This window comes from Sphaerotilus natans (genome assembly GCF_900156335.1).
Lineage (GTDB): Bacteria > Pseudomonadota > Gammaproteobacteria > Burkholderiales > Burkholderiaceae_C > Sphaerotilus > Sphaerotilus natans.
The window spans coordinates 32,083-49,309 of record NZ_FTMZ01000023.1; the positions used below are offsets into that span (position 1 = coordinate 32,083).

15 protein-coding genes and 1 pseudogene are annotated in these 17,227 nt (G+C 71.3%); 4 read left to right on the plus strand and 12 right to left on the minus strand.

Features of this window, described 5'->3' with window-relative positions:
• The first annotated feature begins 82 nt into the window (after positions 1-82).
• Positions 83-1,552 (plus strand): aminotransferase-like domain-containing protein, encoded by a 1,470-nt coding sequence (locus BW996_RS17405; protein WP_051631373.1) that lies wholly within the window; start codon positions 83-85, stop codon positions 1,550-1,552.
• Positions 1,549-3,842, plus strand: a pseudogene (locus BW996_RS17410) (helicase C-terminal domain-containing protein). Before BW996_RS17405 ends, BW996_RS17410 begins: the two are co-directional and overlap by 4 nt.
• Here BW996_RS17410 and BW996_RS17415 read toward each other — a convergent pair.
• The 10 genes from BW996_RS17415 to BW996_RS17460 form a co-directional block, all read right to left on the minus strand.
• The gene (locus tag BW996_RS17415) at positions 3,831-5,153 is read right to left on the minus strand and encodes a glycerate kinase type-2 family protein (protein WP_037476876.1); all 1,323 of its coding nucleotides are present in this window, start codon (positions 5,151-5,153) and stop codon (positions 3,831-3,833) included. The pseudogene BW996_RS17410 and the gene BW996_RS17415 sit on opposite strands and share 12 nt — an antisense overlap.
• Positions 5,140-6,093 (minus strand): D-2-hydroxyacid dehydrogenase, encoded by a 954-nt coding sequence (locus tag BW996_RS17420; RefSeq protein WP_037476878.1) that lies wholly within the window; start codon positions 6,091-6,093, stop codon positions 5,140-5,142. The genes BW996_RS17415 and BW996_RS17420 overlap by 14 nt, the downstream gene beginning before the upstream one ends.
• A gap of 10 nt (positions 6,094-6,103) precedes the next feature.
• The gene (locus BW996_RS17425) at positions 6,104-7,066 is read right to left on the minus strand and encodes a Bug family tripartite tricarboxylate transporter substrate binding protein (RefSeq protein ID WP_037476880.1); all 963 of its coding nucleotides are present in this window, start codon (positions 7,064-7,066) and stop codon (positions 6,104-6,106) included.
• A gap of 51 nt (positions 7,067-7,117) precedes the next feature.
• Entirely contained in the window at positions 7,118-7,510 is a 393-nt protein-coding gene (locus tag BW996_RS17430; RefSeq protein ID WP_037476882.1) for a VOC family protein, read from the minus strand.
• Positions 7,507-8,454: a hydroxymethylglutaryl-CoA lyase gene (locus BW996_RS17435; protein WP_037476884.1), complete on the minus strand. Its 948-nt coding sequence runs from the start codon at positions 8,452-8,454 to the stop codon at positions 7,507-7,509. The genes BW996_RS17430 and BW996_RS17435 overlap by 4 nt, the downstream gene beginning before the upstream one ends.
• Positions 8,455-8,463: 9 nt before the next feature.
• The gene (locus BW996_RS17440; protein ID WP_037476886.1) at positions 8,464-9,675 is read right to left on the minus strand and encodes a CaiB/BaiF CoA transferase family protein; all 1,212 of its coding nucleotides are present in this window, start codon (positions 9,673-9,675) and stop codon (positions 8,464-8,466) included.
• Positions 9,676-9,708: 33 nt separating this feature from the next.
• Entirely contained in the window at positions 9,709-10,647 is a 939-nt protein-coding gene (locus tag BW996_RS17445) for a LysR substrate-binding domain-containing protein (RefSeq protein ID WP_037476888.1), read from the minus strand.
• A gap of 11 nt (positions 10,648-10,658) precedes the next feature.
• Positions 10,659-11,246: a restriction endonuclease gene (locus BW996_RS17450; RefSeq protein ID WP_310732025.1), complete on the minus strand. Its 588-nt coding sequence runs from the start codon at positions 11,244-11,246 to the stop codon at positions 10,659-10,661.
• A gap of 96 nt (positions 11,247-11,342) precedes the next feature.
• On the minus strand, positions 11,343-12,344 hold the full coding sequence (locus BW996_RS17455; RefSeq protein WP_037476889.1) for a metal-dependent hydrolase: 1,002 nt from the start codon (positions 12,342-12,344) through the stop codon (positions 11,343-11,345).
• Positions 12,345-12,370: 26 nt separating this feature from the next.
• Positions 12,371-13,012: a dioxygenase family protein gene (locus tag BW996_RS17460; RefSeq protein WP_081837877.1), complete on the minus strand. Its 642-nt coding sequence runs from the start codon at positions 13,010-13,012 to the stop codon at positions 12,371-12,373.
• A 119-nt stretch (positions 13,013-13,131) separates the two neighbouring features.
• On the opposite strand from BW996_RS17460, the gene BW996_RS17465 reads away from it, so the two are divergent.
• Positions 13,132-13,770 carry an MBL fold metallo-hydrolase gene (locus BW996_RS17465; RefSeq protein ID WP_037476891.1) on the plus strand — a complete coding sequence of 213 codons (639 nt, stop codon included), beginning with the start codon at positions 13,132-13,134 and terminating at the stop codon, positions 13,768-13,770.
• Positions 13,771-13,919: 149 nt separating this feature from the next.
• A complete protein-coding gene (locus BW996_RS17470; RefSeq protein ID WP_037476893.1) occupies positions 13,920-14,609 on the plus strand; it encodes a Crp/Fnr family transcriptional regulator in 690 nt (229 codons plus the stop codon).
• 4 nt (positions 14,610-14,613) lie between these two features.
• Here BW996_RS17470 and BW996_RS17475 read toward each other — a convergent pair whose 3' ends face one another.
• Both BW996_RS17475 and BW996_RS17480 read right to left on the minus strand, forming a co-directional pair.
• Positions 14,614-15,552, minus strand: a complete 939-nt coding sequence (locus tag BW996_RS17475) for a M48 family metallopeptidase (RefSeq protein WP_037476895.1) — start codon at positions 15,550-15,552, stop codon at positions 14,614-14,616.
• A 36-nt stretch (positions 15,553-15,588) separates the two neighbouring features.
• Positions 15,589-17,166 (minus strand): MFS transporter, encoded by a 1,578-nt coding sequence (locus BW996_RS17480; RefSeq protein WP_037476897.1) that lies wholly within the window; start codon positions 17,164-17,166, stop codon positions 15,589-15,591.
• Positions 17,167-17,227 lie beyond the last annotated feature (61 nt).

Genomic DNA, 17,227 nt, shown 5'->3' on the forward strand with positions numbered 1-17,227 from the left:
CTGTTCCGGTCGGGATGACCCGAATCTGTACTGGTCGATGCGGCACACACCCCGACAGAATGGGGCTCGAACGGGATTCCTCATGCCGCCGCAGCCTGCCCCTCTCCCCGCCCCCCTGCCCGCCAACGACACGCTCTATCTGCAGATCGCCGAAGGCATCGCGCAGCCGATCCGCGCCGGCACGCTGGCGCGCGGCGAGCGCATTCCGTCGGTGCGTGCGCTGGCACGCCAGCAGGGCGTGTCGCTGTCGACCGTGGTGCAGGCCTACCGCACGCTGGAGGACGCCCGGCTGATCGAGGCACGCCCGCGCTCGGGCTACTTCGTCGCCGCGCGGGTGCCGCGCCTGCCCGAGCCCGAGCCCTCGCTGCCGCCGCCCGATTCGCGCCCGGTCGATGTCAGCTCGCTGGGCGAGCAGGTGATGCGCCTGGCCACCGATCCGCGCTACATCTCCTTCGGCGCCGCCTGTCCGAGCGGCGAGCTGTTCGCGCAGGACCGGGTGCGCCGCGCGGTCAGCCGCGCCGCGCAGCGCCACCGCGCCTCGCTGTGCCGCTACCCGATCGGCCCGGGCCACGAGCTGCTGCGCCGCGCCATCGCCCGCCATGCGCTCGGTCTGGGCTGTCAGCTCGACGCCCGCGACATCCTGGTCACCAACGGCTGCCTGGAGGCGATCAGCCTGTGCCTGCGCGCAGTCACCCAGCCCGGCGACGTGGTGGCGCTGGAGTCGCCGACCTACTTCGGCTTCCTCGAGATCCTCGAGAGCATGCACCTGCGCGCGCTGGAGATCCCGACGCATCCGCGCACCGGCCTGTCGCTGGACGCGCTGCAGCTGGCCTTCGACACTCAGCCGGTCAAGGCGGTGCTGGCGGTGCCGACGCTGTCCAACCCGCTGGGCGCCTCGATGCCGCTGGCCGAGCGCCGCCGCCTGGCGCAGATGGTGGCCGAGTGCGGCATCCCGCTGATCGAGGACGTGCTCTACAACGACCTGGCCGAACAGGACGACCGCCGCCGCGCGGTCAAGGCCTTCGACACCGGTGGCCATGTGATGATCTGCGGCTCCTTCTCGAAGACGGTGGCGCCGGGCATCCGCCTGGGCTGGGTCGAGGCCGGGCGCTGGGGCGCGCAGGTGCGCCGGCTCAAGGCGGTGCATTCGGGCGGCCACACCGAGCTGCTCGAGCTGGCGATGGCCGATCTGCTGACCCAGCCCGGCCACGGCTCGGCCTACCGCCAGCTGCGCACCACCATCGCCGCGCGCGTGGACGAGGCGCGCGGCCTGATCGCCGAGAGCTTTCCGCGCGGCACCCGCGTGACCGATCCGGCCGGCGGCTTCATCCTGTGGATCGAGCTGCCCGGCGGGCTGGACTCGGGCGCGCTGTTCGAGGCCTGCCTGGCCGAGCACATCTGCATCGCGCCGGGCACGATGTTCAGCGCCACCGGCCGCTACCGCCACTGCATCCGCCTGGGCGTGGGCGGGCGCTGGGACGAGACGCACCGCGCCGCGCTGCGCCGCATCGGCGAGATCGCGCGAAAGATGGCCGAGCGCGGCGCCGGATGAAGGTCGCCGTCCGAACGCTGTGCGCCTTCACCGCCAAGGCGGGCGATCTGGACGTGCGCTTCACGCCCGCGCCGACCGCGCTCGAGGGGCAGGAAGGCCATGCGGCCGTCGCCGCCCGGCGCGGCGCGAGCTACCAGCGCGAGATCAGCCTGTCGGGACAACACGGCGAGCTGCAGGTGCGCGGCCGCGCCGACGGCTTCGATCCCGATCGCGGCCGGCTCGAAGAGATCAAGACCCACCGCGGCGCCGGTGCGCTGGCCCGCCAGCCGGCCAACCACCGCGCGCTGCACTGGGCGCAGGCGATGATCTACGGCTGGCTCATGTGCGAGCGCGACGGGCGGGCGCAGCTCGAGCTGGCCCTCGTCTACTTCGACATCGGCAGCCGCCGCGAGACGGTGTTCACCCGCACGCTCGACGCCGAGGCGCTGCGCCAGCACTTCGTCCAATGCTGCGAGGCCTATCTCGCCTGGGCGCGCAGCGAGCAGAGGCACCGCGGCGCGCGCGACGCCGCGCTGGCGGCGCTGCGCTTTCCGCACGGCGACTTCCGCACCGGCCAGCGCCCGCTGGCCGAGGCGGTCTTCCGGGTCGCGCGCGCTGGCCGCACGCTGATGGCGCAGGCGCCCACCGGCATCGGCAAGACCCTCGGCACTGTCTTCCCGCTGCTGCGCGCGATGCCCGGCCTGCAGGGCGAGCCCATCGACCGGCTGTTCTTCCTGACCGCCAAGACCTCCGGCCGCGCGCTGGCGCTCGACGCGGTGGCGACATTGCGCCGGGCCGAGCCGGCGCTGCCGCTGCGCGCGCTGGAGCTGGTCGCCCGCGAGAAGGCCTGCGAGCACCCGGACAAGGCCTGCCACGGCGAGTCCTGCCCGCTGGCGCAGGGCTCGACCGGTTGCCCGAGGCGCGCGCGGCGGCGCTGGCGGTGCCGGTCTGGGACCGCGCCGCGGTGCGCGAGCTGGCGCAGGCGCATCGCGTCTGCCCCTACTACCTCGGCCAGGAGCTGGCGCACTGGGCCGATCTGGTCATCGGCGACTACAACCACTTTCTCGATCCGAGCGCGATGCTGCACGCGCTGACCCAGCTGCACGGCTGGCGGGTGGCGCTGCTGCTCGACGAGGCGCACAACCTGGTGGACCGTGCCCGGCTGATGCACACCGGCGAGCTGGACCAGATCCGCGTACGCGGCCTGCGCCACACCGCGCCGAAGGCGCTGCGCAAGCCGCTCGACCGGCTCGAGCGCGCCTGGAAGGCGCTGAACGCCAGCGCGTCGAACGACGGTGCGGACAACGCCTACCGCGTGCTGCCCGCGCTGCCCGACGAGCTGATGGGCGCGCTGCAGCAGGCCGCCACCGCGGTGCTCGACCACCTCGCCGAGCATCCGACCACGGTGGACGCGAGCCTGCAGGGCTTCCTGTTCGACGCGCTGCACCTGACGAAGCTGGCCGAGGGCTTCGGACCGCATTCGCTGTGCGACCTGAGCCGCTCGCGCGACGGGCGCACCTCGGTGCTGTGCCTGCGCAATGTGGTGCCGGCGCCCTTCCTGGGCCCGCGCTGGGCGGCGGCGCACACCGCGACGCTGTTCTCGGCGACGCTGCAGCCGCCGGCCTTCCACCGCGAGCTGCTCGGGCTGCCGGAGCGCACCGCCTGGATCGACGTGGACTCGCCCTTCGAGCGCACGCAGCTCGACATCCACATCGCCCGCGACATCTCGACGCGCTGGCAGCACCGCGACGCCTCGGTGGCGCCGATCGCGGCCCGCATCGGCGCGCAGCACGCCGCGCGGCCGGGCAACTACCTCGCCTTCTTCAGCAGCTTCGACTACCTCGACCGGGTGGCCGCCGCCTTCGAGGCCGCGCACCCCGAGGTGCCGGTCTGGCGCCAGGCCCGGCGCATGAGCGAGGCCGAGCAGGCCGACTTTCTGGCCCGCTTCGTCGCGGGCGGGCGCGGCGTGGGCTTCGCGGTGCTGGGCGGGGCCTTCTCGGAGGGCATCGATCTGCCCGGCGACCGGCTGATCGGCGCCTTCATCGCCACGCTGGGCCTGCCGCAGGTCAATCCGGTCAACGAGCAGATCCGCCAGCGCCTGGACACGCTGGTCAGCCGCGACACCGGCAGCGGCTTCGACTGCACCTACCTCTACCCCGGCCTGCAGAAGGTGGTGCAGGCCGCCGGCCGGGTGATCCGCACGCCCGAGGACCGCGGCGTGGTGCACCTGATCGACGACCGCTTCGGACGGGCCGAGGTGCGCGCGCTGCTGCCGCGCTGGTGGGGGCTGGGGACGGGATCAGCCAGATGACAGCACAAGCACCGCCCGGAAATCGTTGACGTTGGTGAAGGTCGGCCCGGTAACCACCAAGTCTCCGAGCGCGGCGAAGTAGCCGTGCGCATCGTGGCGGTCCAGGTGATCGTCGATGCGCAGGCCGAGCGCTGTACCCCGCACCAGCGTGTCAGGCCCGACCCAGGCGCCGGCGTTGTCGTCAAGGCCGTCGATGCCATCGGTGTCCGCCGCCAGACCCCAGATGCCGGGCGCGCCACCCAGCGCCTGCGCCAGCCCGAGACAGAACTCGCCCGCCCGGCCTCCGCGCCCCAACACCTTCCCCGGGGCGGTCGCACGGACCGTCACCGTGGTTTCACCACCGGACAGCAGCACGCAGGGCGAGCGGAACGGCTGGCCCCGCTGCGCCACCGACCGCGCGATCGCAGCGTGCATCCGGCCAATGTCGCGCGATTCGCCCTCGATGCCGTCGCCCAGGATGTGGGCCTCCAGTCCCATGGCGCGCGCCCGTTCAGCGGCGGCCTCCAGCGACTGCCACGGGGTGGCGATGATGCGCGTCTCGACCCGCGCCCAGTGCGCTGCGCCGGGCTTGGGCGTCTCCAGCGTGCCGGTCTCCAGCGCCCGCAGCACCTCAGGCGGCAGGTCGATGGCGTGACGCCGGATCACCCCCAGCGCCTCGGTGCAGCTCGACGGATCGGGCACGGTCGGCCCGCTGCCGATGACCGCCGGATCGTCGCCCGGCACGTCGCTGATCGCCAGCGTGAGCACGCGCGCGGGCGCACAGGCCATGGCCAGCCGACCGCCCTTGATGCGCGACAGGTGCTTGCGCACGACGTTCATCTCGTCGATGGGCGCCCCGCTGCGCAGGAGCTGGCGGTTGATGCGCTGCTTGTCCGCCAGGCTCAACCCCTCGGCCGGGAGCGTCAGCAGCGACGACGCCCCCCCGGACATCAGGCACAGTACCAGGTCATCGGCCGACAGCCCGCGCACCGCCGCAAGCAGTTCACCCGACGCCACCATGCCGGCTTCATCCGGCACGGGATGGGCGGCCTCCAGCACGCGGATGCGCGCCAGCAGGTCGGCTGGCCGGGGCGGCGTGTGGTCGTAGCGCGTGACGACCACGCCGGACAAGGGCGCCGCGCGGGGCCACGCCGCCTCCACCGCCTGGGCCATCGCCGCCGCCGCCTTGCCGGCGCCGATCACCACCGTCCGCCCGCGTGGTGGCTCGGGCAGGTGCGCCGCCAGCACCCGCTCGGGTTGCGCCCGAGCGACCGCGGCCTCGAACAAGGCCTGCAGCCACAGCGCGACCTGCTGGGGCTCAGGCCACGACATGGACCGGGGCGCCGCGCTGGAAGGCGTCGATGTTGTCGATGAGCTGGTCGGCGAGCGCCTGCACCGCTTCGTCGCTGGCCCAGGCCACGTGCGGCGTCAGGATGAAGTCGGGGCGGTCCAGCAGCGCCATGAACGGGTGGTCCAGCGCCGGTGGCTCGCCCGCCACCACGTCGAACGCCGCGCCGGAGAGCTGACCCGCCGCCAGCGCCGGGCCGACGGCGGCTTCGTCCACGAGTCCGCCGCGCGCCGTGTTGACCAGCAACGGTGCGCGGCGCATCGCGGCGAACTCGGCCGCGCCGATCATGTGGCGCGTCGACGGCAGCAGCGGGCAGTGCAGCGTGATCACGTCCGACACCGCCAGCACCTGCTCGAACGGCGTGTACAGCGTGCCCATGTCGGAACGCCCCTTGAACGCCGACATCAGCACCCGCATCCCCAGGGCGCGCCCGATGCTGGCCACCGCCTGACCGAGCACACCATCCCCGATGACCCCCAGCGTCGAGCCGGCCAGGTCGCGGATCGGGTGGTCGAAGAAGCAGAACTGCCCGGCGGCCTGCCAGCGCCCGGCCCGCACGGCGTCGCGGTAGGCGCAGATGCTCCGGCGCAGCGCGAAGATCAAGGCGAAGGTGTGCTCCGGCACCGTGTTCACGGCGTAGTTCCGGATGTTGCTGACCACGATGCCCCGGGCGCGGCAGGCGGCCAGGTCGATGTTGTCGGTGCCGGTGGCGGCCACGGCGATGAAGCGCAGGTTGGGCGCGGCGTCGAGCGCCTGCGCGTCGAGACGGACCTTGTTGACGATGACGACCTGCGCGTCGGCGATGCGTTCGGCCACGTCGGCGGGGGCGGTGCGGCCGTGACAGACGAGGGTGTGCGTGAATCCGGGTTCACGCAGCCGGGTCTGCGGCGACAGGGTGTCGCGGTCGAGGAAGACGATGTTCATGGTGGGTGCGTCAGTCCGCCTGGATGTTCTTGGCCTTGATGACACCGGCCCACAGGTCCAGCTCGCTCTGCACGAAGCTGCCCAGCGCTTTGGGATCCATGTAGGTGGCGAATGCGCCCTGGTCATTCACCTTCTTGCGGTAGGTCTCGCTCTCGACGATGGTCTTGATCTCGGCCGACAGGCGCGCCACGACCGGCGCGGGCGTCCCGGCGGGTGCGAACACCGCGAACCACGAGTCCACCTCGTACCCGGGCAGCCCCGCCTCGGCGGAGGTCGGCACGTTGGCCAGCGACGGGTGGCGCTGCTTGCCGGTGTAGGCCAGGGCCTTCAACTTGCCGCTGGCGATGTGCCCGATGACCGAAGGGGGCGTCGTCACGAACATGTCCACCTGACCGCCCAGCAGGTCATTGACCGCCGGCCCCGCCCCCTTGTACGGGACATGCGTCAGCGGCACCTTGGCCTGCTGCTCGAACAGCTCGCCCGCGATGTGCTGGATCGAGCCGTTGCCGGACGAGGCGTAGAACAAGCCCTTGCCGTTCTTCTTGCCCAGCGCGATGAACTCCTGCAGGTTGCTCACCGGGATCGCGCCCGACACGGCGATGACATGCGGCGCGCGCATCACCAGTGCCACCGGAACGAAGTCCCTGGGACTCCACCGGATCTGCGGGAACAGGGCCGGGTTGCCGACGTGGTAGCCCGAGTACTGCATCAGCAGCGTGTAGCCATCAGGCTTGGCGCGGGCGACGGCCTCGGTGCCGAGGTTGCCGGCCGCCCCCGCCTTGTTGTCGATGACGATGGGCTGGCCCAGCGCCTTGCTCAGCGGCTCGCCGATCAGGCGTGCGCTCAGGTCGGTCGAGCCACCGGGCGAACTCGGCACGACCAGGGTGATCGGGCGATCAGGCCAGGTCTGGGCCTGGGCAGCCACGCAGGCCAGTGTCACGGCAGCCACCAGGGCGATTTTTTTGGAGGTCATGGGGGTTGTCTCCTCGGAGGACTCGAGACCCGTACGGCGCGTCAGGCCCGATCAGGCCGGCTCGGACAGCTCGATCAGGTTGAAATCCGGGTCGCGCACATAGACCGAGCGGATCTTCTGTGTCGCGCCAGTGCGCAGGACTGGACCTTCGACAATCGGCCAGTTCGCTGCGGCCAGCCGCTCGATCACCTGTGCCAGCGGGATGGCCGCGATGAAGCACAGGTCCAGCGCACCGGGCACCGGCAGGTGGGCCTTGGGCTCGAACTCGCTGCCCTGCACATGCAGGTTGATCTTCTGGTGGCCGAACTTGAACGCCTGACGCTCCACCGGGGGCGTGCCACCGACGAAGGTTTCCAGTTGCATGCCGAGTACGCGGGTGTAGAAGTCCACGCAGGCCTCGCGGCGGGAGGTGGTCAGGACAAGGTGGTCGAGGTGGTCGATCATGAGAGGGACGTGAATTGCTGCCGCAGTTCGGCGACGTAGGAGGGAGCGGGGTGCAGGTCGGTGATGCGACCGGCCTTGGCGATCTGGCCGGGCACGTCATGCCCGACGATGTGGGGCAGCAGGCGTGCCGCGGCCAGCAGACGGGCCAGGTCGATGCCCGTCTCGTGGCCCATGGCGTGCAGCATGTGGACCGCGTCCTCGCTGCAGATGTTGCCGGTCGCGCCCGGTGCATACGGACAGCCGCCCAGGCCGCCGAGCGAGCCGTCGAAGCGGTCGATGCCTTCCTGCACCGAGGCGAGCACGTTGGCCAGGCCCATGCCGCGCGTGTTGTGGAAGTGCAGGGTCAGTTGCAGCGCGCCGAAGCGCTCGCGCAGCACGCGGGCCATGCGGCGGACCTGGGCCGGGTGCGCCATGCCGGTGGTGTCGCAGATCGTCAGGCCGCGCACGCCCAGCTCGGCGAACCGGTCCGCCCAGCGCAGCACCTCGTCCTCGGGCACGTCACCCTCCATCGGGCAGCCGAAGCAGGCCGACAGCGACACGTTCACCGGCACCTGGCCCTGCGCCATCGCGATCACCTCGCGCAGCCCGGCAAAACTCTTCTCGCGCGGCATGCGCAGGTTGGCCAGGTTGTGGGTCTCGGACGTGGACATCACGAGGTTGAACTCGTCGGCCCGCGACTCCAGCGCACGCTCGGCCCCGCGCACGTTGGGCACCAGCACCGTGTACTCGACACCGGGTACCCGGCGGATGCGGCCCATCACCTCTTCGGCGTCGCGCAGCATCGGGATCGCCTTGGCCGAGGTGAACGAGGTCACCTCGATCTTGGCGTAGCCGCAGGCACTGAGTTCGTCGATCAGCGCCACCTTGGCGTCGGTGGAGACGAACTCGGGTTCGTTCTGGAAGCCGTCGCGGGTGACGACCTCGTTGAAAAGGATGCGTTGCATGGAGGCTCCTCAGTTCACGATGCCGCGCTCGCGCAGCGCGGCGATCTGCGCGTCGGTGAGGCCGATGTCGCGCAGGACAGCGTTCGAGTCCTGGCCCAGCGTCGGGGCGTTGCGGCGGTGGCGGCCGGGTGTCTCGGACAGCTTGGGCACGATGCCCGGCACGGTGAGCGTGCTGCCGTCGTCGAGGTGGACCTGTTCGAGCATGCCGCGGGCCTGGTAGTGCGGGTCGGCGGCGATGTCGGCGACGCTGTAGATGCGCCCGGCCGGCACCGACGCCCCGTCCAGCGCCGCGAGCACCTCGTCCACCGTGCGCGTGGCGGTCCACGCCCCGATGACCTCGTCCAGTTCGGCCACGCGGGCTACGCGGCCAGCGTTGTCAGCCAGCGCCGGATCCTGCGCGAGGTCTGGGCGGCCGATCAGGGTCATCAGGCGGCGGAAGATCGAGTCGCCATTGCCAGCGATGAGCGCGTAGCCGCCGTCGCGGCAGCGGTAGGCGTTGGACGGCGCGATGCCGGGGAGCGCACTGCCCGCCGGTCCGCGCACGGCCCCGAAGGCACTGTGCTCGGGCAGCAGGCTTTCCATGCAGTTGAACACCGCCTCGTACAGCGCCACGTCGATCACCTGCCCACGCCCACTGGCCTGGCGGTGCTGCAGCGCCAGCAGGATGCCGATCACGCCGTGCAGCGCCGCCAGCGTGTCCCCGATGCTCACGCCCACCCGCACCGGCACCCGCCCAGGCTCGGCCGTCAGGTGGCGCAGACCGCCCATGGCCTCCGCGACCACGCCGAAGCCAGGACGGTCGCGGTAAGGCCCGGTCTGGCCATAGCCGCTGATGCGCAGCACGATCAGCCGCGGGTTGGCCGCCATCAGCGCCTCAGGCGCCAGGCCCCAGCCCTCCATCGCGCCGGGGCGAAAGTTCTCGATCAGCACATCGGCCTCGGCGGCGAGGCTGCGCACCACGTCCTGCCCCTCCGGCGTGCGCAGGTCCAGCGCCAGCGAGCGCTTGTTGCGCGACTGCACCTGCCACCACACCGAAGTGCCGTCCTTCAGCAGACGCCATTTGCGCAGCGGGTCACCGGCATCCGGCGGCTCGATCTTGACCACGTCCGCCCCGAAATCGGCCAGCGTCTTGGCCGCGAAGGGCCCGGCGATCAGTTGCCCGAGTTCGAGGACCTTGAGTCCCGCCAGAGCAGCGGGGGAAGTGAAAGAAGCGGTGTCCATGGCGGCCAGTGTCTGGCCACCGCAGGGGATGGTCTATTCGAATCTGGCTTGGCCAGCCTTAGCATTCTGCGAAGTCGTCACCAGGAAATCCCTGAACGCCCGCACGGCATCATCGGCATCCGGACGCACGCAGACCTGCAGCTGCCGCTTCGCCCAGGCGTCAGCCAGCGGTCGCCACTGCAGCTTCATGGCCCGCACGATGGGCTGCGCCGCCCCTCTAGGCAGAGCGGCGATGCCCAGCCCAGACGCGACCATGTGCCCCACGGCGTCGAAGCTGCGCACCTGCATGCGCAGCTTGAACGGCCTCCCTGCGGCCAAGGCAGCCAGCTGCTGGGCCTGCAGCACCGCTGCCCCGGCGTTCAGACTGATCCAGTGCTCGTCGAGCGTGGCCTCGAAGGCAATCGGTGCGCGGCCAGCCAGCCGATGTCCGGCCGGCAGGATCAACACCAGTTCGTCAGCCCGGAAATCACGCACAGCCAACCCCTGCACGTCCGGACCAGCCACGAACACGCCCAGGTCTGCGCGCCCTTCGCGCACAGCGGAAACAACACGCGCCGACACCTGCTCCTCCAGCTCCACCTGAACCTCGGGGCTCAGATCGGTGTACTGGGCCAGCAAGGGCGGCAAGAATTGGGTGATGGCGGCCGTGCAGGCGCACATGTGCAGATGCCTGACCACCCCCTGGCGGGCATCGGCGAGTTCGGTGACCAGATGGTCCAGCTCCTGAAGCACCGCCATGCCACGCTTCATGAACGTCTGGCCCAGCACCGTGGGCGTCAACCCGCGCGAGTGGCGCTCGAACAACTGTGCGCCCAGCGCCTTCTCGAGGTCACGCAACCGCCGACTGGCCGCAGGCAGCACCAGATGACACTCTCGGGCCGCCTCGGTCAGATTGCCTGTACGGGCACACTCCACTGCCAGACGAATGGACACAAAGTCGAAGCGAGCGAGGTTGTAGACAGGCAGGCTCATCGCACAGGACATCAGAGGAGAGGCGAGATGCCGCGCAGGGCCTTCGCGAGCTCGGCCGCCTGCCACAGCGTGATGCCGTGCTCGCGCACGAACGGGCGGGTGTTGTCGGTGACGCCGCCCAGCGCGATGTAGAGCGCCGCCTGCGCGCCTGCCGCCTCGCGGGCGGCCTGCAGCTCGCGCAGCGGCTCCAGCCCGGTGCGCGCGGCCTTCCAGCGGCGCGCGCCGACCAGCGTGGTGCGGCCCTGGCGCTCCAGCACGAAGTCCACGCCCGGCGCGGTGCCGCGCTGCACCTGGTAGCCGGCGCGCTGAAAGGCGGTCTCGAGCCGGTCGGCAAAGGCCGGCCAGGTCAGGGCGCCCAGCGCCTGGGCGGTCTCGGTCACCTGGGCCGCGCTGGGCTGGCCGCGCTGGCGCCGTGCGGCCATCACGGCGATGACGAAGAACGGAAATCCCGACAGGGCGCCAGCCGTCTGGAAATCCGCCGGCAGCGCGGCCGCGGCCACCAGCCCGATCAGCGCCCCGACGGCCACGCTGATCCACCACGGCGAGCGCAGCAGGATCGCGAACAGCGAGTTCTCGGACATCTTCCAGTTCAGTTTCAAGCTCGGTCTCCAGCACGACAGGGAAAGGACAAGGGCAAAGACAAGGGGAAGGAAAAAGGCCGGCCGCCATCCCCGCGACCAAGCCGGTGGCGCAGTCTACGGACTGCGCAGGCGCCGCCACAGCTCGCGCAGCGCGGGACCGAAGTCCGGACGCTCGCTGACCTGGGTGGCGGGCACGCTGCCGACCGCGTGCAACGGCCCGAGATCGAAGTTGAAGACGTACTCGGGCTCGCGCCCCATGCGCAGGTCGGTGATGCGCAACTGGCCGTCCGCGGTGACGGCCAGCTTCACGAAACCGTGCGAGAAGGCGGCCAGCCGGGCCACCGGCGGCGCCGACCCGTGGCGGACCATCAGCGCGGCGCCCCGGTCATGTGCGGCCCAGTCCACCGGGCGGCTGCCGTCGAGCACCGAGACAAAGGCCTCGCGGAAATGCGGATCGGCCGGATCCTCAGGCACGGCGACCACGCGCCACAGCAGGGTCTGCAGCGGCATCGGCGTGACCAGCAGGCGCTGGGCCGCCAGGCCCTGGGCCTGCAGGGACGCTCGCGCCACCTGCTCGACGTGCGCCTGCGCCAGCACGCTCCAGCCCAGATAGGCCGTCGACAGCACCAGTCCTGCCAGATTCCAGCGCAGGCCAGGTCCGCCCTCGCGGCCCCACAGGGCGGCCATCACGCCCACGAGCAGCGGCAAGGTGTAGGCCGGATCGATGATGAACACGCTGCCCACGCCAAAGGGATGGCGGGTGAAGGGCAGCAGCAGCTGCGTGCCGTAGACCGTCATCGCGTCCAGCAGCGGGTGCGTCAGCAGCACCAGCCACAGCGCCAGCCACCAGCGCCGGAACAGGGCACGCTCGCGGTGCAGGCGGCAGACCAGCCCGGCCAGCAGGGGCGCCAGCAGCGTCAGATAGAACAGCGAATGGCTCTCGGCGCGGTGCAGCACCATGTCGAGCAGGGCATCGCCATGATCGACCAGCACATCCAGGTCGGGCAGCGTGCCGGCCACCGCGCCCCAGGCCGCCGAGCGACGCACCGACGTGCGCCGACCCATGACGGCCACAGCCACCGCCGAGCCCAGCGCGATCTGAGTGAGCGAATCCATGCGGTCAATCCGTGATCGGTGATCGTTCAGGTGCGAACGACGACGGCATAGTCGGCCGAGAAGCCGTCCGGCCCCGGCACGAACGGCCGGGTCAGCGCCGCCTGTGCCTCGGCGTCCAGCCGACGCCACAGGGCGTCGCGGGCGTTGCCCGGATCACCCTGCACATAGAACTGCGTCGTCAGCAGCTCGCGCCCGCCGAGCTTGACCTTGACATGGATGTGCGGCGTGCGGCCGGTGTAGGGCGCGGGCCTGAGCGTGCGGAAACGGAAGCGGCCGTCCCGGGCCAGCGTGACCTGGCCGAAGCCCTGGAAAGCGGCGTCCGCCCGGTCGCCATCGCCGGGGTGGTGGTAATGGCCGGCCTCGTCGCACTGCCAGATCTCCACGACGCCACCGGCCAGCGGGCGGCCCTGGGTGTCGGTCACCGTGCCGCCGACCCAGGCGACCTGGCGCGGGGTGTAGACGGCCCGGCCGTTGCGCAGCAGGTCGGCGTCGCGGTCGGCCGGCAGGGCGACCGGATAGAACGGCCCTTCGGTCTGCGACGGCGTCGGGCGCAGGGCGACGGCCTGCGCCCGGGCATCACGCCCTCCGAGCGGCAAGGACGAGGCGATCACCACGCCGGCGCCCTGCAGCAGCAGGGAGCGGCGGGAGGTGGGCAGGATCGGCGGCATGAGTGGCTCCGGGGAGGACAGAAAAGGAGGTCGAAAAAGGAGGTCGGAAAACAACGAGGACTGCGGCTTGGAGGCCTCACGGACCGGATTCGGTTCCCGAGGCTGGCAAGATTCCAGCCATGCTGCGCTACCACACCCACCCCGTCACCGCCTTCGCCCAGAACTGCTCCATCGTCTGGGACGACCAGACGAAGCAGGCCGCCGTCATCGACCCCGGCGGCGACCTGCCCGAGCTGCTGGCCACGATCGACCGCCTGGGCCTGAAGCTCGAGCAGATCTGGCTCACCCACGCCCACATCGACCACGCCGGCGGCACCGGCGAGCTCGCGCGCACCCGCGGCCTGCCGATCATCGGCCCGCACCGCGGCGACCAGTTCTGGATCGACGGCCTGCCGCAGCAAAGCAAGATGTTCGGCTTCCCCACGGCCGAGCCCTTCACGCCGACGCGCTGGCTCGAGGACGGCGACACCGTGACGCTGGGCGCGCACACGCTGGACGTGCGCCACTGCCCCGGCCACACGCCCGGCCATGTCGTCTTCCACAGCCCGGAGATGAAGCGCGCCTTCGTCGGCGACGTGCTGTTCGCCGGCAGCATCGGACGCACCGACTTTCCCGGCGGCCACCACCAGACGTTGATCGACTCGATCACCCAGCGCCTGTGGCCGATGGGCGACGACACCGTCTTCATTCCCGGCCACGGCCCGGAGAGCAGCTTCGGCGAGGAACGCCTGGGCAACCCCTACGTGCGCGGCACCTGACTGGCGCTGCTGCCGCCGATCGTGTCGGTACTGAACCACACCCAGGCGCACTGAGGCGGTGCATCCGTCTCGTCCGTTGGGATGAAACCGGCTGCACACCGAGGCAGCCGCCTTGCACCAGGGTACCCGCTGGCCTATCTTCGGCGGCGATGCCGACACTCCCGCCTCGCCCGCCAGGACCACCGGACAGCCTGATCGACAGCCTGGCCCTGTCGCCCGCGCTGAAGGCACTGGCGCGGCAGTCCGTGCTGCGCCGCTACCGCAAGGGCGTGCTGCTGATCCAGGAGGGCGATGTCGGCGACACGATCTATCTGCTGCTGTCGGGCCGGGTGCGAGTCTACGCAAGCGAACAGAGCCCGGGCGGCAGCGGCACCGAACGCCAGATCACCTTCGGCCTGCACGGCCCCGGCGAGATGGTCGGCGAGATGAGCCTGGACGGCGGCCCGCGCGCCACCAGCGTGGTCACCACCGAGGCCACCTCCGCCGGCGTGTTCACCCGCAGCCTGCTGCTCGAGCAGATGGCGCAGCAGCCGGCGCTGGCGCAGGAACTGCTGACGCGGGTCATCGGACGCACCCGCTCGGCCCTCCGGGACGCCCGCAACATGGCGCTGCTCGACAGCTACGGCCGGCTGTCGATGCTGCTCGACGAACTGGCCGAGCCGACCGCGGACGGCATCCGGCCGATCGACGGCCGGCTGACGCATTCCGAGATCGCCAGCCGCATCGGCTGCTCGCGCGAGATGGTCAGCCGGCTGCTGAAGGATCTGGAGCGCGGCGGCTACATCGATCAGGTCGGTCAGCGCCTGACGCTGCTGCGCCCGCTGCCGCTGCGCTGGTGAGCGCTCAACCCGCCGAGCTGCGCAGCGGCGGCGGCCCGAACTGGCGCGCCGGTCGGGGCGCGCGCGCGTAGAGCGGCTCGACCTTGGGCAGGCTGGCCTCGATGTCGCGGATGCGGGTGTTGCCAGCCGGATGGGTGGACAGGAACTCGGGCGGCGCGCCCTTGTTGGCCTCCATCATCTTCTGCCACAGCGTCACGCCCGAGCGCGGTTCGTAGCCGGCACGCGCGGCCAGCTCCATGCCGACCAGATCGGCCTCGGACTCGTCCTCGCGGCCGAACTTCAACGTCAGCAGCTGGCCGCCCATGTTGGCGACCGTGCGGCCCACGTCGCCCAGCCCGAGCAGCGCCGCGCCGATGCCGATCACGCCCTGGGTCGCCATCTGCTTGCCCATGCGCTCGCGGGCATGCTCGCGCAGTGCATGCGCCATCTCGTGGCCCATGATCATCGCCACCTCGCTGTCGCTGAGCTGCAGCTGCTGCAGGATGCCGTAGTAGAAGGCGATCTTGCCGCCGGGCATGCAGAAGGCGTTGATCTCCTTCGAGCCGATCAGGCTGACCTCCCACCGCCAGTCGCGCGCGCGCCGGTTCCACTCGTGGGTGAACGGGATCAGCCGGTCGGCGATCGCCTGCAGGCGCTGCTGCTGCGGATGGTTGGCTGGCGCCAGCGCTTTCTTGCCGGAAGCCTCGGTGCGCATCTGCTGGTACTGGGTCGCGGCGGCAGCCTCGATCTCCTCGGCCGAGACCAGCTTGGTGAACTTGGAGTTGCCCCCCACCTCGACGCCCTCGCGGGCCAGCGCCGGCCAGGCGGCGGTGGCGGCCGCCCCCGCCAGCAGGCCGGTGAACAGGCGCCGGCCATGCAGCGGGCAGCGGCAGCCGCCGCGGTGCAGGTCGATCGGGGTGGTGATCGTGGCGTCGTGGACGAACTCCGGGATCGGGGTGCTCATGACGGTCAGGACTCCTCTTCAGACTCGGACTCGGGCTCAATCGTCGGCGGCCGCGGTGCCGGGCGCGATCTCCAGCGCCTGCACGGTCGGGCGCAGCCGCATCAGCATCCACAACGCCGGCAGCGCCGCCAGCGTCGACACGAGAAAGAAGCTCGGCCAGCCGATCGACTCGGCCAGCACCCCGGCCAGCGGGCCAACCCAGACCCGGCCGATCGAGGCGAAGGCCGACAGCATCGCGTATTGTGTGGCGGTGAAGCGCTGGCTGGTCAGGCTCATCAGGAAGGCCACGAAGGCCGCGGTGCCCATGCCGCCGGAAATGTTCTCGAAGGCGATCACCATCAGCAGCCCGCCGTCGACCGGCGTGGCCTGCGCCAGCTTCAGGAAGCCCCAGTCGAAGGCCGGCACCGTCAGCCCGGGCAGCGCGCCCTGGCCATGCACCGCCAGCCACCAGAAGCCCAGATTGCTGGCCATCTGCAGCACGCCGAACAGCATCAGCGCGCGCCACAGCCCGAGGCGCAGCATCAGCGCCCCGCCCAGCAGCGCGCCACCGATCGTCAGCCACAGCCCGATCACCTTGTTGACCACGCCGACCTCGGCCGATCCGAAGGCCATCGCCTTCAGCAGGAAGGGCGTCATCAGGCTGCCGGCGAAGGCGTCGCCCAGCTTGTAGAGCACGATGAAGCCCAGGAAGGCCCAGGCGCCGGGCTGGGCGAAGTAGCTGGCCATGCCGCCCAGCAGCGTCTCGAAGCGTGCCACCCGCGCCGCCCAGGCCCCCAGCGGCAGCGTGATGGCGATGCCCAGCAGCAGCGCCAGCAGGTCGGCCCAGCGCTGGCGCAGCGTCGGGGCCAGTGCGGTCTGCTCCAGCAGCGGCCCGAGCAGCGCGCCGGACAAGGGCCCCAGCACCCGGTCGGTCAGCAGGTAGCCGGCGGCCGCCGCCGCCAGCACCGCGGCGAAGCCGATCAGGTCATGACGTGCGACGCTCTCGGGCCGAGCCAGCCGGGGCAGTCGCGGCAGCAGCAGCGCCGAGACCCCTGCCGCGGCCACCATCAGCCCCGCCATCAGCCGGTAGACCTCCGGCCAGGTCCAGCCGGCCGGCCCGCCCGCGTTGACCGGATCGGTCCAGATCAGCGCGATGCCGCCCGACAGGATCATCGCCAGCCGGTAGCCCAGCACCGACAGCGAGGCGCCCAGCCCACGCTCGGGCGCGGGCAGCAGGTCGGTGCGATAGGCATCGATCACCACATCCTGCGAGGCCGACAGGAAGGCGATCGCCACCGCCAGCAGCGCATACAGCCGCATCGAGTCCTTCGGCGAGGTGCCCGCCATCAGCAGCAGCGCGCCGGCCAGCAGCAGCTGCGTCAGCACCAGCCAGCCGCGCCGCCGGCCCAGCCACGGCGGATCGAAGCGGTCCATCAGCGGCGCCCACAGGAACTTGAAGGTATAGGGCAGACCGACCAGGCTCAGGAAGCCGATGGTCGCGACATCGATGCCCTCCAGGCTCAGCCAGGCCTGCATCGCCTGCCCGGTCAGCGCCAGCGGCAGCCCGGAGGCGAAGCCCAACACCAGCACCGCCGCCAGCCGCCACAGCCGCCAGCCCGGACCGGCAGGCGCCAAGGCAGGCAGGACAGGCGGATTCGGGGCAGGGGCAGACGCGGTCATGCGCCGATTCTAGGAG

Bases quoted from the DNA above. Each gene is read 5' to 3' on its own strand.
- BW996_RS17425 (WP_037476880.1), bottom strand. From the start codon at position 7,066: ATGACCTCCAAAAAAATCGCCCTGGTGGCTGCCGTGACACTGGCCTGC.
- BW996_RS17465 (WP_037476891.1), top strand. From the start codon at position 13,132: ATGCTGCGCTACCACACCCACCCCGTCACCGCCTTCGCCCAGAACTGC.
- BW996_RS17445 (WP_037476888.1), bottom strand. From the start codon at position 10,647: ATGAGCCTGCCTGTCTACAACCTCGCTCGCTTCGACTTTGTGTCCATT.
- BW996_RS17430 (WP_037476882.1), bottom strand. From the start codon at position 7,510: ATGATCGACCACCTCGACCACCTTGTCCTGACCACCTCCCGCCGCGAG.
- BW996_RS17420 (WP_037476878.1), bottom strand. From the start codon at position 6,093: ATGAACATCGTCTTCCTCGACCGCGACACCCTGTCGCCGCAGACCCGG.
- BW996_RS17455 (WP_037476889.1), bottom strand. From the start codon at position 12,344: ATGGATTCGCTCACTCAGATCGCGCTGGGCTCGGCGGTGGCTGTGGCC.
- BW996_RS17440 (WP_037476886.1), bottom strand. From the start codon at position 9,675: ATGGACACCGCTTCTTTCACTTCCCCCGCTGCTCTGGCGGGACTCAAG.
- BW996_RS17470 (WP_037476893.1), top strand. From the start codon at position 13,920: ATGCCGACACTCCCGCCTCGCCCGCCAGGACCACCGGACAGCCTGATC.
- BW996_RS17435 (WP_037476884.1), bottom strand. From the start codon at position 8,454: ATGCAACGCATCCTTTTCAACGAGGTCGTCACCCGCGACGGCTTCCAG.
- BW996_RS17415 (WP_037476876.1), bottom strand. From the start codon at position 5,153: ATGTCGTGGCCTGAGCCCCAGCAGGTCGCGCTGTGGCTGCAGGCCTTG.
- BW996_RS17405 (WP_051631373.1), top strand. From the start codon at position 83: ATGCCGCCGCAGCCTGCCCCTCTCCCCGCCCCCCTGCCCGCCAACGAC.
- BW996_RS17460 (WP_081837877.1), bottom strand. From the start codon at position 13,012: ATGCCGCCGATCCTGCCCACCTCCCGCCGCTCCCTGCTGCTGCAGGGC.
- BW996_RS17475 (WP_037476895.1), bottom strand. From the start codon at position 15,552: ATGAGCACCCCGATCCCGGAGTTCGTCCACGACGCCACGATCACCACC.